We start from the raw sequence: 13,446 nt of genomic DNA, 5'->3' as shown, positions 1-13,446 counted from the left end.
GTTCGGCTTTTTCGACTTTGTTCCAAAGTGTCTGACGATTGAGTAACTCGGTATTTGTATTTTCGGGCGCATAGATTTCTGTAAATTCGACACCAGTTTTTTTTGTGTAGTCTTGTTCTTTTCCATAGAAATTGCATACCAATTTTTCACCTGAACGATATGCAGCACAAGCAACGGCTGATCGTCCATTACCTCTACTAATCGTTTTAACTGAAAAATGATATATCGCCATTTTGTTTTGCTCTTTATTTCGATTTATCGAAATTACCAACATGAATATGTTGGTCTGGGGATTACAAAGGGGATTTACCCCTTGTCGCACCATTGGATGAAATCCAATGGCTAAGTGCGCCCTTCGGGAAAACCACGATAGCATGGGCTGTCTTGAATTTCAATTCAAACAGACCTATGCTTGAGGGGGATTCCTTGAGATGGTGATGGTATGAGTGTTGAAACTTTAGAGCAAAAAATTGCAAAGCAAGAAGAACGATTAAGACAACTAAAAGCACAAAAACAAGCTATTGCTGCTCGTGAAAAAAAGAAAAATTCTGATCGACAAAGAAAAGATGATACTAGACGTAAAATTCTACTGGGGGCTTGGGTTCTAAACAAACTGAAAAATGATGAATCTTTTAAGGGTCAACTAACCGATTTTGAAAAGTTTTTAAGCACGGAAAGTAAGACTGAAGAAAATAGGCAGAAAGATAAAGATCTTTTTAATGGCGTTATATGGAATAACACCTAAATTTCGCATATGAGATTTTGTATTAAATAAAAAAACAATCCCCTAAAAATAGGGGATCTTGTTAGTAATGGAATCGACATTGAATTATAGAGATTCGTTCATCTGTCACTTCATAAACTAATCTATGCTTTTCATCAATCCTACGACTCCAAAATCCTGAAAGATTAGCTTTTAAAGGTTCTGGTTTTCCTGTTCCTTCAAAAGGTGTTCGCTGACATTCTTTGATTAAGGTATTAATACGCTTAAGTATCTTTTTATCCTGTGTCTGCCAATAGATATATTCATCCCAGGCATTATCAGTCCATTCGACGTTACGATTCGTCATCCTCAATCAACTCTCTGTGTTTTGTTTTCCCTGCACGTAATTGAGCAATTGATTCATTTAAACGACTTGCATTATTTGGAGATGAAAGGAGATATAACGTTTCCATTAAGCTATCATAATGATCTTGTCCCATTACTACAGCATGGCCACCTTCTTTTCTTGTAATAAAAGCAACGTCTACATCATCAATTACTTTATCTAAAACAGATTTTAAATTGTTACGTGCGTCCGTATATGTAAATACATGCATATATCTATCCCTCATAGGGTAAGCTGCGTCAAAACGCTGCTAGCTAGACTACCTAGGCGGTAGTGATTGAAACTTTACAATCCTAAATGTACAGAATCCTGTACATATTGTCAATTTCGTATAACAACCATTATGTTAAATTTAGTACATGTTGATGCTGCAGATCTTTTTAGGCGGCTTATTTATCTTTCCGAGGGTATGTCAAAATTCGCCTTTATATGCGGTTTTTTCAACACAGTCCCGCTACCTTCTCTCTGATATTTTTCAGAAATAATTCTTGCACTACGATAGCCAAAAATATGATTCCAAAGCCAACTCATTGCAACACTCATACGACTTTGAACACCAATCAAGAAAAATAAATGGATAATTTTCCAGAACCACCATGCAAGTAGACCTTGTAGTCTAAATTTACCCATATCGACAACAGCACGACTACGACCAATCGTCGCTAAGTTGCCTTGATGGTGATATTCAAAAGGTTGATGAGTATGCTGACCTTTCAATCGTGCTTTGATGACTTTTGCAACATATTTACCTTGTTGTTTTGCTGCAGGTGCAACACCAGGTACCATTTTCCCATCAGGCATGGTAATCGAAGCAGTATCACCGATCACAAAAATTTCAGGGGAGTTCTTTACTGTCATGTCCACATTGACGAGTACACGTCCTGCACGATCTGCATCTGTATTTAACCACTGCGCAGCAGGCGATGCTTGTACACCAGCTGCCCAAACAATTGTTTTGGCTGAAAGTACATGCTCACCATATATCACACCATCTTGCGTACAACTGGTGACCGGTTGACCAAAGATAACCTCCACACCTAATTCCTCAAGTGCTTGCTTGGTATAGGCAGATTGCTGTTCAGGGAAAACCGAAAGTAACCGTTGACCTGCTTCAATCAGTACAATTCTAGATTGACGCGGATCAACATTACGAAAGTCATGTTGTAAGGTGTCATGTGCCAGTTCAGCAATCGTGCCGGCAAGTTCTACACCTGTTGGTCCACCACCAATCACCACAAAAGTTTGTAATGCCTTTTTCAATTGAGCATCTTGGGTATATTCAGCCTTTTCAAATACACTCAATACTTGTTGGCGTATTTGTAAAGCATCATCAAGTGTCTTTAACCCTGGGGCAAATTCACTCCATTCATCATGTCCAAAATAGGCATGTGTTGCGCCGGTTGCAATAATTAAAGTATCGTAACGCTGATGTGTACCATCTTTTAAAGATACTATTCGTTTTGTTTTATCAATACCTTGTACTTCCTCTAACAAGGTACGTACTTCTGGGCGCTTACGAAAGATTGAACGTATTGGCCAAGAAATTTGTGCGGGTGATAAAGAGGCACCTGCGACTTGATAAAGTAAAGGTTGAAATAAATGATGATTACGACGATCAATTAACGTAATTTCTATATTTTCCGTACCTGCAAGATCATTTGCGACTTGCAATCCACCGAAACCTGCACCGATAATAATGACACGATGTGCATCTACATTTGTTCTCATATCAATATTCCATATAAAAATTAATGTTCACCATGCATCAGTAGATTGATTGAAACTACCAATAGCATACCAATACATAGCCAAATAATTTGTGTTACTACATCTTTGGTTGCACCTCGTTGCTGTAACTGAGGTACTAAATCTGATAACGCGACATAAATAAAACTACTTGATGCCAGCACCATAAAGTAGGGCTGTAAATGCTGTAATTTTGACAGTAATAAATACCCTGCAATGCCTCCTAGAGCTGTCATTGCACCCGCTATGGTTAGTTTCAACATTGCGGTATTGGCTTTATTATCTCGTTGTAGTACAGCTAAATCTCCCATGTGGTGGGGAATTTCATGGACAAGTACAGATGCTGCAGCAATCAGTCCAAGTTGAATATTGACTGCGAATATAGATGCGATCAGGATCCCATCACCAAAGCAATGTATCCCATCACCAAATAGTAAAGATAAGCCAGACTTGTGTGAGTGATGTTGCGTATGATCGTGATGTTCATGCGCATGGTGCCATATTTCGGCTTTATTTAATAAAAAGAAAAACAGAACACCAATCAGCAGAATAAAAAACAATTGATGTATATCTAAATGGCTTTCAAAGGCTTCAGGCAATAGATGGGTAAATGCTGTTGCCAACAATGCACCCGCAGCAAGACTCAATAAGCCTTGCTGTAAGTAATACTCTTCTCCATCAATCTTACGCTGAAACTGTAAAATTAATAGATTTGCAATCCAAACACTGCCAACGCCTACAACTAGGGTAGTCAGTACAATAAAGACTAATAACATTTGTTTACCAAGCATCAACGAGAGGAATGTATAAAAAAGATATAGACCTATGGTTATTTTATAACCATAGGTCTACGAAGTTGCGATGAATACATGATTTATACTATACCCCACTATACCTATTAACAAGCATTATTGTTAAATTTTCTTAAAAAAACGACTTGTCAGCTATAGTATAGGGGGGTATAGTAAATAACGTTTTCTGAGTAGACGCTATGCCAAACCTAATTGAAGACAAAAAAAAGATCCTCACTCGTGTTCGACGTATCAAAGGTCAAGTACAGGCAATCGAAAATGCACTTGAGGATGGCAATACCTGCAACTCTGTTCTGCAGCAAATTTGTTCAGTTCGAGGTGCAATCAATGGCCTCATGAATGAACTTTTAGAAGTTCATTTAAAAGATACCTTGGTGTCAGGTGAGACCTCTGAAACAGAGCGACAGGCAGAGCTTGTCGAAGTCTCAAAAATTTTAAAATCATATTTAAAGTAAATCACAAAGGATTTAAATGATGAAATCACGTGCAGCTGTTGCTTTTGGTCCTGGTCAACCATTACAAATTGTTGAAGTTGATGTAGAACCACCAAAGAAAGGTGAAGTCTTAATTAAAGTCACGCATACCGGTGTGTGCCATACCGATGCATTTACATTGTCAGGTGATGATCCTGAAGGTGTATTCCCTTCAATTCTTGGGCATGAAGGTGCTGGGATTGTCGTTGAAGTTGGTGAAGGCGTAACAAGTGTTGCTGTTGGTGACCATGTTATTCCGTTATATACCGCTGAATGTGGCGAGTGTTTATTCTGTAAATCAGGCAAAACCAACTTGTGTACGGCTGTTCGAGCTACTCAAGGTAAAGGCTTAATGCCAGATGGTACTACTCGTTTTTCTTATAACGGTGAGCCAATTTATCACTACATGGGCTGTTCAACATTTAGTGAATACACCGTTGTTGCAGAAGTATCTTTAGCTAAAATTAATCCTGAAGCAAACCCAGAGCATGTTTGTTTATTGGGTTGTGGTGTAACTACAGGTATTGGTGCAGTACATAATACTGCGAAAGTACAAGAAGGCGATACGGTTGCAATCTTTGGTTTAGGTGGTATTGGTCTAGCTGCAGTTCAAGGTGCGCGCCAAGCTAAAGCAGGCCGTATTATTGTAATTGACATGAATCCAGATAAGTTTGCATTGGCAAAAGAATTTGGTGCGACTGATTTCTTAAATCCGAAAGATTATGACAAACCAATCCAAGAAGTGATTGTAGAAATGACAGGTTGGGGTGTAGACCATTCATTTGAATGTATCGGTAACGTCAATGTGATGCGTTCTGCACTAGAGTGTGCACATCGTGGTTGGGGGCAGTCTGTAATTATTGGTGTTGCAGGTGCAGGCCAAGAAATTTCTACTCGTCCATTCCAATTAGTCACTGGTCGTCGTTGGTTAGGTAGTGCCTTTGGTGGTGTAAAAGGTCGTAGCCAATTGCCTGGCATGGTTGAAGATGCAATGAAAGGTGATATTCAACTTGAACCATTCGTAACGCATACCATGGGCTTAGAAGACATTAATAAAGCATTTGACTTAATGCATGAAGGTAAATCAATTCGTACCGTCATTCATTACGAAGAAGCTTAACCTAGAACCATTTCAACACGTAAACAATGTGGTTTACGTATTATCTCCTGAAGCTGGAGCTCTATAATGAGTACATTTAATCTACATCCACGTTTAAATAACGGTTTAACTAAAACTGCACAAGAAGATTTTGCCGGAGGTACTTTGCATTGCCACTGTGTAGATCAACAAGTTGAAGTAAAAGTTTCTGCACAAACTGCACATAACCATGCCTGTGGTTGTTCAAAATGTTGGAAACCTGAAGGTGCTTTATTTTCATTGGTTGCGGTTGTTGCGAAAGAACATGTTGAAGTAACGGCAAATGCAGATAAGTTACATATCGTTGATGAGTCTGCTGCAATTCAACGTCATGCATGTAAAGAATGTGGTACACATTTATATGGTCGCATAGAAAACACTGAGCATCCTTTCTATGGTCTGGACTTTATTCATACAGAATTGTCTGATCAAACAGGTTGGTCTGATCCACAGTTTGCTGCATTTGTATCTTCAATTATTGAAACTGGTGCACCAGTATCTCAAATGGGTGAAGTACGTAGCAAATTACAGGGTATTGGTCTAAATACTTATGATTGCTTATCACCTGATCTTATGGATGCAATCTCAACGCATGTTGCCAAGAAAAATGGGACTTTCCACGCATAGTCCGATGACTTGAATCATGCTTATCAAGGTGTACAGCATGCTGTGCACCTTTTTTATTGCAGTATTTATTACGTGATATTGCCAAGACAATCTGAAAAATATATAAGGAATAGAAATGGAACGTATTGAACACGAAGCAAGTTTTTCGGGTTGGCAAGATGTTTATCAACATGAATCAACTAGCCTCAACTGCGAAATGAAATTTGCAGTCTATATTCCTGAACATCAACAAGGTGAAAAACTGCCTGTACTGTATTGGCTATCAGGTCTGACCTGTACCGAGCAAAACTTTATTACCAAAGCAGGTGCACAGCAATTTGCTGCTAAGCATAAAATCATCCTTGTCGCACCTGATACCAGCCCACGTGGTGAAAATATTGCCAATGATGAAGCCTATGATTTAGGGCAAGGTGCAGGATTTTATCTCAATGCCACCCAAGCACCGTGGGCTGAACATTATCAAATGTATGATTACATTGTAAAAGAATTACCAGCATTGATTGAACAAAACTTCCCTGTAAGCGATCAAAAAAGTATTTTTGGTCATAGTATGGGGGGACATGGTGCACTGGTCATTGCCTTAAAAAATGCAGATGCTTATCAAAGCGTTTCTGCTTTTTCACCTATTGTAACCCCTTCTCAAGTCCCTTGGGGGCAAAAAGCGTTCACTGCATATTTAGGTGAAAACCAAGAGACTTGGAAAGAGTATGATGCTACAGAACTTTTAGCACGCTTTGGTTCATCGTTACCAATAATGATTGAACAGGGCTTAGCTGACTCTTTCTACCCAACGCAACTTGAACCTGAAAAGTTTGCAGAAATTGCCAAACACAAAGATGTGAAATTAACTTTAAATTTGCAAGAAAATTATGATCATAGTTATTATTTTATTGCGAGCTTTATCGAGAAGCATATTGCTTTCCATGCACAATATTTAAAAGCTTAAATCCATCTAATCAGCAAGTGCCTGCTTCGGATATCAGTTTAGTCTATATCCGAAGCATGAAATAATGAGCTTTAAATGTATTAAATCAAAAAGTCATAGACTATTACTATATACCTCACTGATAAATACTTTTGAATATTTAGTTTCTCTAAAATTAACATAATGCACGTTATACGAAACTTCAATGTAAGCCCCAAATAGAAATGTCCGGTTTCTCCAAAGTAAAAATGTCCGCTTTTAGAATATGCACTTTTGTGATGATCGAAGCGGACGGTTTGATATGTTGGTGTCTATGTCGGATAAAGAACTTAAACGATTGTCGGTCTTGCAAGAAATCTGCGATCAACGCATAACTCAGTCTCAGGCTGCTCAGTTCCTTCATATTTCAGAACGTCAGATCAGGCGTTTACTGCAAAAATACAAAGCTCAAGGCCCAGCTGCATTAGCTCATGCTGCACGTGGCCAAACCAGCAATTCCAGGCTTCCTGAAGAGCTCAGACTCAAGTGCCTCAACATTGTTGCTGATCAACTGCATGGTTTCGGACCCACTTTAGCGCATGAAAAGCTCACCACTGTTCATGGATTCGATATTTCAGTGGAAACCCTACGTTCCTGGATGATTGCAGCAGATCTGTGGATTCCTCGCTCCAAGCGCCTGAAACGCCCGTATCAGCCTCGTTATAACCGGGACTGTTATGGTGAACTGATCCAAATTGATGGCTCACACCATGACTGGTTTGAGGGACGTGCTGCTAAATGCTGTCTGCTGGTGTTTATCGATGATGCGACAGGAAAATTGCAACATTTACGCTTCTGTGAGTCGGAATCAACCTTTGACTATATGATTTCAACACGCTTGTATGTTGAACAACACGGTAAACCGTTGGCATTTTACAGCGATAAACATTCAGTCTTCAGGGTGAATCAAAGCAGCAAGAAAGACACCAAGATTACGCAATTTGGACGCGTGCTCAGTACCCTCAATATCGATATCATCTTTGCCAATTCACCACAGGCTAAAGGCCGTGTGGAACGAGCCAACCGGACCTTGCAGGATCGTCTGATCAAAGAAATGCGCCTGGAAGGCATCTGTTCGATTGCAGAAGCAAATGCCTGGCTGCCCTGCTTTATCGAGCAATTTAATCGTAAATTTGCCAAGATAGCCTTTAATCCCAAGGATCTACACCGGACTGTCCGTGAAACAGCCGAAGAGTTAGATGATATTTTTACCTGGCGTGAACCCCGAAGAGTTACGAACAGCCTGACGATTACTTATGATAAATGCGTATATATCCTGGAAAGCACAGAAGAAAATCAAAGGTTGATCGGCAAGTATCTTGAATTTCTAGAATATCCGGATGGTACGGTCGCCATTGAACATCAGGGAAGAAAAATCAATTACAGCATCTTTGATAAACTAAGCCATCTGAACCAGCGAGAGATCGTTGAAAATAAACGTTTGAGTTCTGTACTGGCACATATTCAACAGCAGCATGAAGAGTTAGAGCTACAAAACAAACGGAATCGTTCTCAAAAGATGCCAAGCAGACGTGCACAGAAAACAGCAGTTCAACAACGAAATCTGAATCCCGTACTTGACTTGGAAATGTCGGTATAGGACATTTCTATTTGGTTTTAAGGTAGGACATTTCTACTTAGGAATAACAAATCTTGTAACTTCAAAATAGAAATGTCCGGTTTCTCCAAAGTAAAAATGTCCGCTTTTAGATAACTTTAGCAACTCGATAGACAGTTGCAACTCCACAATTCACTGCTTTGGCAATTTCTTCCTTAGTCATATTGCCAGCTGCTAGCAATTCTTTTATTCGTTTGTGCTTAGCCTCATTGGCTTTCTTACCTGTTGGCTTGTAACCTGAACGTGCCAGGCCCTGCTTAATACGTTCTATACGTTTCTCATTGTCTAGGCGAGCCATTGTTGCCAGGAGATCAATCAACATATTGTTGATGAGTTCCAGGATTGAATGAGTAATGCTGTCACTGGTTTGAATCATTTGGTAGGTAGTAGGAAGATCTGCTACGACTAAACGAAGTCCCTTCTCCTGGATCCTGCGCTTCAGCTCTTGAAAATCTCGTTGGGTTAGGCGTGATAAGCGGTCAATACTTTCAACTAACAAGGTGTCACCTTGATTTGCTTCTGACAGTAGCTTATTCAATTCAGGTCGGTCTAACTTCGTACCACTATAGTTTTCTACGTACACAATGGTTTCACCCAAATTCAAGTTTTGGTTTAGATCCTGAAGAATCTGCAAAGCCCTTTCTGCATCTTGATCTTTAGTTGAAGCTCGTAGATAAATACGTGTATTCATTTCTATCATTTAATCTTAATTCTATTAGATTAATGATAACACTATCATTTAATTATTACATTAAGTCTAATAATAGATATTGTATGCGATTTGGCTCGCTATCATTCAGCTATACTCTTTTGATAAAAAAAGCATGACTAAAAGCCATGCCTTGGGAATTCGTATAACAGCCCTTATGTTAAATCAGGTTTAAAACTTAATATCATGTGAATTAAAGTAGGTCGGATCAAACTCTATCTCTCCTATTTCATCCTCGATAATTTGCATGTAATCGTCATATCTTGGATGTTTGGGGTCTTGTAATGCATCTAAAATATCAAGATATCCAAAAATTCCTCCAATATCTTCAAATGGAGCATGATTTTGACCATCTATACAACATGGATATTTTTTATTTAAATCAGGAGATTGTCTGCTTTCTACAGTAATCAAATGTTCCCAACAATCGCCAAAATCATATGTATATATAATTTTTTTACCTACACGTAGAACTTCTTTCAATTTTTGTCTTTTATTGATCTTTTCATGCTTAATAGTCGTGAATTCATGTAAATGGCTATCTTCCCAATCAAAAGCAGATTGAATTGCCTTATGGAGCCTAGATAAAGTAGCTGCCGATGAAATTTGAATAGTTCTCCAGATTTCAGGATCACTACCTAGCAGACTAATTTTTAATTGAAAAACTTCATCAGAAGATTTGAGCTTTACAGTTCCCATAACAGCCTAGTTCTCAAAAAATAGTTTTAGTAAATCTAAAATTAACATAATACACCTTATACGAAATGCGTTATAATTATCTATAGAAATCAATGCTGTAGTTACATGATTTTAGCCCACATACCCTCTGGTGGGCTTTTTTTATGATTTTTCACGTTCCACGCCTATTCTTTGAGCAATGTTTCACGGTTTTAATTAAATAAACTGAATAATTCAATCTGCACGATTTAAGCGATTATCTTGAATAAGATCATCCAATTTATCTTCTAAATCTTCAATCTTATATTTGAGCGATAAAATAGAATTTTTTAAACGCTCATTTTCAGGAGCATCAGGATTTTTTAATTGATTAAAAATTTCTAATAATTCGTTGCGATTAGTGCTTAACCTTTCAATGTCACTTTCAATAGCCATTCTTGGTGTCCACAGAGCAAGTAAAATTTGCTCATAGTCTTTGAGTTCTTGATGGCTCATTGCATCTAATTCAGCTCTAGTTTTCATGGTTTAAAATCCGTCTTGCTATGAAGAGCTTTAAAAATCCGCTTTGCTGTTTCCTCTCTTACACTTTTCGGATCTCGTAAGATGCCACTAATCCAAAGGGCAAAACTAGGATAGTCCTGGAAGTTACTTAGGTCTGATAGCTCAGAAAGTTTAGATAAAATAGCACTGTACTTGTTAATTTGAGCATCAGACAGGTTGCAGAACATATCTATTGTTTTTGGATCTCGCTCAGGAGCTATTAATTTTGGCTTAGATTTTTCTTTCACAGTGAACTTAAAGCCGACAACAGAACGTCCTTTTTTAACTGGACTATAGTCAACTGTTACATCGGTAAATTCATTAATTTCATCTAATGAGCTCTTCAAAACTCTTCGTTTTAAGTTCCTCAAATCTCTATAAGATTCTGGTAAACCAAACTCTGTAAACATTTCATCTAGCGTTAATTCAAAGCCATTTTTTGCCTGATTTTTTTTCGCTAAATGGTAAAAGTCTATTGAGTAGTCTTTTTTTAATTTTAGAACTACATCTTTTTTATAACGAGTGTATGGATTGTATTTATCTAAAATTTTCAACATCACCAAAACAATAGATGTAAACCTTAAAGATATCCCTGCATCTTCATAAGTAGCATCAATTACCCAGTTAGAGTAGACCTTTTTCCCCCTATCATTAACGTATGAAAAGGACCGATCTACTAGTTTTTTTGACGCATTTTCAATTTGTTTATAAGCAGAATTGACTTTGATACCACAGTCATCAGCAAATTGTTGAGCAGATATTAAGATTTGATCTTGTTCACTTGCATCGACATTTCTAGCAATCGGAGAAGCCATAATTAAAATTCTTTTTTCATCTACAGACATGCTTTTAAAGCATTCAGTAACTTTGTTTTGAATAGCCATTGTTGTTACTGGATAAGATTTATCATAACTATTTTCTTTATTCATTCAGATATCAAACCTTATAAAAAATGAACATGATTTTTGTACCCTTATGAGAAAACAATGTACACCAATAAACATAAGGGTACAATAATTTATTTGTACCCTTTATCATGCTATTTGTACCCTTTAATCATGCTATTTGTACCCTTTTAAACGATAAAATCATGCTATTTGTACCCTTTATCATGCTATTTGTACCCTTTTAACGCTTGAAACTATTGCTGCATAAGGTTTTCAGAGGGTCTAAAAGCTTTTAAAAGCTTTTTAAAAGAATAAAAGGGAATTTATTTCCAAAGTGAGTTATTAAAACTGCCCTTGGTACTCGCTAAAGCTCGTACTCTATTGAAGCTCGTTTCACTCGCTTCGTGGGGGCAGTTTTTTGCATATATGATCAAGGATTCAAAAAGCAAAACATGAATAATGCATTCGCTATGCTCATGCTTTTTGACGAGCAAAAGCATCAATACTTCGCTCGTAGACACTCGCTAATCACTGTCCCCAGTAATTCAATAAAAAACGGTTTTTCAGAGGGGGAATAAGCAACCTTTCGTTGTGTCACTCGTAGACACTCGCTAAAAGGCTCTCATTTGCGTTTTAAGCGATTTTATTTTTATCAACTATAGTTTTACTGTATTTCTATCAAAAGTCGCTAAAACCCCCGTTTTTTTGCGCTTAAATGGGATTGCTAAGGCGTGTAGTCATGGTTGTTGTCATTTTCTGGCTTTTTAGGCTCATTTCTCTGCTGTTTTTCTTGTTCTTGGCGTCTTAAAAATGCCAAATGTTCTTGTTGCTCTCGTTCTTGTGCATAGCGTTGTTCTTGTTGCTCTCGTTCTTTACGTAACTGCTGTTCTCTAGATTCACGATCTTTTCGGTCGTTTTCGAGCTGTATTGCTCTTTTTTGGGAAAACTCTTGCTGCGCTTCGGTCTCAATTTTTTTTGTAAAAGCCGTATGCAATTCTTGGATTTTTAGATCTTCCATTTCTTCTGCATATAGTCGCTTTTGTTTTTCACCATTTTGAGGACTAAAGTATTTATTTCCATAGTTATCTTCTTCAAATATATAACTATTTATGATCTCCAGTCTTTGATCGCGTACATACTCTTGATACTCAGTTTCTCTGCGTGATATTTCAGAAATTTGATGATCTATATTTGAAATTTGATCATTAAGTTTTCGTTGTTTAACAGTGATGTTCGGTTCGTCAAATTTTGCAAAAGACTTTTTAGGCTGGAGCAGCTGATTTTCTTCTGTCCATTTATTTAAATGATCAGAATATCTCTCTTTTTTTTCTATTTCACTAAGACCAGAAATATGCTTTTGGATGTCTAGTTGGGTGTTGTGTTGGTCGATCAGGTCATTTATTTGATTGATCCATTTTGTTTTAAAAAATAAAGGCTCTTTTTTGCGTAGTTCTGATATTGCAGAACTCATCGTGTTTAATTTTGTTGTTAATTTTGATAATTCTTCATTTTGGAATTCAGAAAGTTTCTGAGAAGTTTTTTCTAAATACTCAGCTTGAGAGTATTGAAACTGAAGCTCACTTCGTACTTTTTGAACAAGATCCTCAGATACTTTGATGTTTTCATCCAGTGCGATGACCTTTTTGATTTTTAAATTACGTAGCTTAATTTCATCATTTTTCAGACTAATTTCTGTAAATATTCCTCGTCTCCGGAGGTATGTCGCTTGAGGACCTTCGTGCTGAGTTGCTTCTAGGTCACTTTCCTGGTCTTCATAACTTCTGTGATCGACACGTTCATCAAATCCATTTTGTTTCAGGTGGTGATTGCATAATTCTGCAAATGATTCTCTCCAGTGGCTTACAGTTTCTGTGCCATTGTCACGACTGAAGTCCCTATATTTTTTTGCTGAAAAGTCACCATGCTCATTAATACTTCGGGTGGTGAACATGATGTGTGCATGGTAGTTGCGTTCATCACTTCCACTGTCTGTATGCGGTGCATGAATAGCAGCGTCAACGATGACACCATATTTTTTAACGAGGTTTTGGCAAAGTTCATTGAGCATATTTTTACGCTGTTCAGCGTTTAATTCACCTGGAAATGCAATTTCAAATTCTCTTGCAAGTAATGCATCTTTTCTTC

Annotated in this window: 16 protein-coding genes; 6 read left to right on the top strand and 10 right to left on the bottom strand. The window is 37.7% G+C overall.

Annotated elements, in window-relative coordinates:
• Positions 1 to 232 (bottom strand): MobA/MobL family protein (locus tag O1449_RS15900; protein WP_331276189.1); only part of this gene is annotated, 232 nt, incomplete at its 3' end.
• A 210-nt stretch (positions 233 to 442) separates the two neighbouring features.
• Between O1449_RS15900 and O1449_RS15895 the strand changes: the two genes are divergently transcribed.
• Positions 443 to 745, top strand: coding sequence for a hypothetical protein (locus tag O1449_RS15895; RefSeq protein ID WP_000110201.1), 303 nt, complete (start codon positions 443 to 445; stop codon positions 743 to 745).
• A gap of 61 nt (positions 746 to 806) precedes the next feature.
• Here the strand turns inward: O1449_RS15895 and O1449_RS15890 are convergent, their stop codons facing one another.
• The 4 genes from O1449_RS15890 to O1449_RS15875 all read right to left on the bottom strand — a co-directional run bounded on the left by O1449_RS15890 (position 807) and on the right by O1449_RS15875 (position 3,631).
• Positions 807 to 1,070: a Txe/YoeB family addiction module toxin gene (locus tag O1449_RS15890; RefSeq protein WP_000184943.1), complete on the bottom strand. Its 264-nt coding sequence runs from the start codon at positions 1,068 to 1,070 to the stop codon at positions 807 to 809.
• Complete coding sequence (locus O1449_RS15885; RefSeq protein WP_000557944.1) at positions 1,057 to 1,320, bottom strand: type II toxin-antitoxin system Phd/YefM family antitoxin; 264 nt, start codon at positions 1,318 to 1,320, stop codon at positions 1,057 to 1,059. The genes O1449_RS15890 and O1449_RS15885 overlap by 14 nt, the downstream gene beginning before the upstream one ends.
• Positions 1,321 to 1,502: 182 nt before the next feature.
• Positions 1,503 to 2,837 carry an NAD(P)/FAD-dependent oxidoreductase gene (locus O1449_RS15880; RefSeq protein WP_118971381.1) on the bottom strand — a complete coding sequence of 445 codons (1,335 nt, stop codon included), beginning with the start codon at positions 2,835 to 2,837 and terminating at the stop codon, positions 1,503 to 1,505.
• 20 nt (positions 2,838 to 2,857) lie between these two features.
• Positions 2,858 to 3,631, bottom strand: a complete 774-nt coding sequence (locus O1449_RS15875; RefSeq protein ID WP_118971382.1) for a ZIP family metal transporter — start codon at positions 3,629 to 3,631, stop codon at positions 2,858 to 2,860.
• Between the two features lie 215 nt (positions 3,632 to 3,846).
• Between O1449_RS15875 and O1449_RS15870 the strand changes: the two genes are divergently transcribed.
• The 5 genes from O1449_RS15870 (at position 3,847) to O1449_RS15850 (ending at position 8,469) form a co-directional block, all read left to right on the top strand.
• A complete protein-coding gene (locus O1449_RS15870; RefSeq protein WP_118971380.1) occupies positions 3,847 to 4,122 on the top strand; it encodes a metal/formaldehyde-sensitive transcriptional repressor in 276 nt (91 codons plus the stop codon).
• A 19-nt stretch (positions 4,123 to 4,141) separates the two neighbouring features.
• Entirely contained in the window at positions 4,142 to 5,260 is a 1,119-nt protein-coding gene (locus tag O1449_RS15865; protein ID WP_118971379.1) for an S-(hydroxymethyl)glutathione dehydrogenase/class III alcohol dehydrogenase, read from the top strand.
• Between the two features lie 66 nt (positions 5,261 to 5,326).
• Complete coding sequence (gene gfa / locus O1449_RS15860) at positions 5,327 to 5,905, top strand: S-(hydroxymethyl)glutathione synthase (RefSeq protein ID WP_118971378.1); 579 nt, start codon at positions 5,327 to 5,329, stop codon at positions 5,903 to 5,905.
• A 115-nt stretch (positions 5,906 to 6,020) separates the two neighbouring features.
• On the top strand, positions 6,021 to 6,851 hold the full coding sequence (gene fghA / locus O1449_RS15855) for an S-formylglutathione hydrolase (RefSeq protein WP_118971377.1): 831 nt from the start codon (positions 6,021 to 6,023) through the stop codon (positions 6,849 to 6,851).
• A gap of 292 nt (positions 6,852 to 7,143) precedes the next feature.
• On the top strand, positions 7,144 to 8,469 hold the full coding sequence (locus O1449_RS15850; RefSeq protein WP_269239800.1) for an ISNCY family transposase: 1,326 nt from the start codon (positions 7,144 to 7,146) through the stop codon (positions 8,467 to 8,469).
• A 106-nt stretch (positions 8,470 to 8,575) separates the two neighbouring features.
• Here O1449_RS15850 and O1449_RS15845 read toward each other — a convergent pair whose 3' ends face one another.
• The 5 genes from O1449_RS15845 to O1449_RS15825 all read right to left on the bottom strand — a co-directional run.
• On the bottom strand, positions 8,576 to 9,187 hold the full coding sequence (locus O1449_RS15845) for a recombinase family protein (RefSeq protein ID WP_004740252.1): 612 nt from the start codon (positions 9,185 to 9,187) through the stop codon (positions 8,576 to 8,578).
• Between the two features lie 180 nt (positions 9,188 to 9,367).
• Positions 9,368 to 9,895: a plasmid pRiA4b ORF-3 family protein gene (locus O1449_RS15840; RefSeq protein ID WP_000537572.1), complete on the bottom strand. Its 528-nt coding sequence runs from the start codon at positions 9,893 to 9,895 to the stop codon at positions 9,368 to 9,370.
• 213 nt (positions 9,896 to 10,108) lie between these two features.
• Positions 10,109 to 10,396 carry a hypothetical protein gene (locus O1449_RS15835; RefSeq protein ID WP_000857160.1) on the bottom strand — a complete coding sequence of 96 codons (288 nt, stop codon included), beginning with the start codon at positions 10,394 to 10,396 and terminating at the stop codon, positions 10,109 to 10,111.
• On the bottom strand, positions 10,393 to 11,343 hold the full coding sequence (locus tag O1449_RS15830) for a replication initiation protein (RefSeq protein WP_001031297.1): 951 nt from the start codon (positions 11,341 to 11,343) through the stop codon (positions 10,393 to 10,395). The genes O1449_RS15835 and O1449_RS15830 overlap by 4 nt, the downstream gene beginning before the upstream one ends.
• 682 nt (positions 11,344 to 12,025) lie before the next feature.
• Positions 12,026 to 13,446, bottom strand: a 1,421-nt coding sequence (locus O1449_RS15825) for a MobA/MobL family protein (protein ID WP_269239784.1), incomplete at its 5' end; no start/stop codon positions are given.

The sequence above is a fragment of the Acinetobacter sp. TR3 genome (assembly GCF_027105055.1).
Classification (GTDB): domain Bacteria; phylum Pseudomonadota; class Gammaproteobacteria; order Pseudomonadales; family Moraxellaceae; genus Acinetobacter.
Note: the sequence above shows the minus strand (reverse complement) of the source record. Positions and strands in the feature narration are given on the sequence as shown.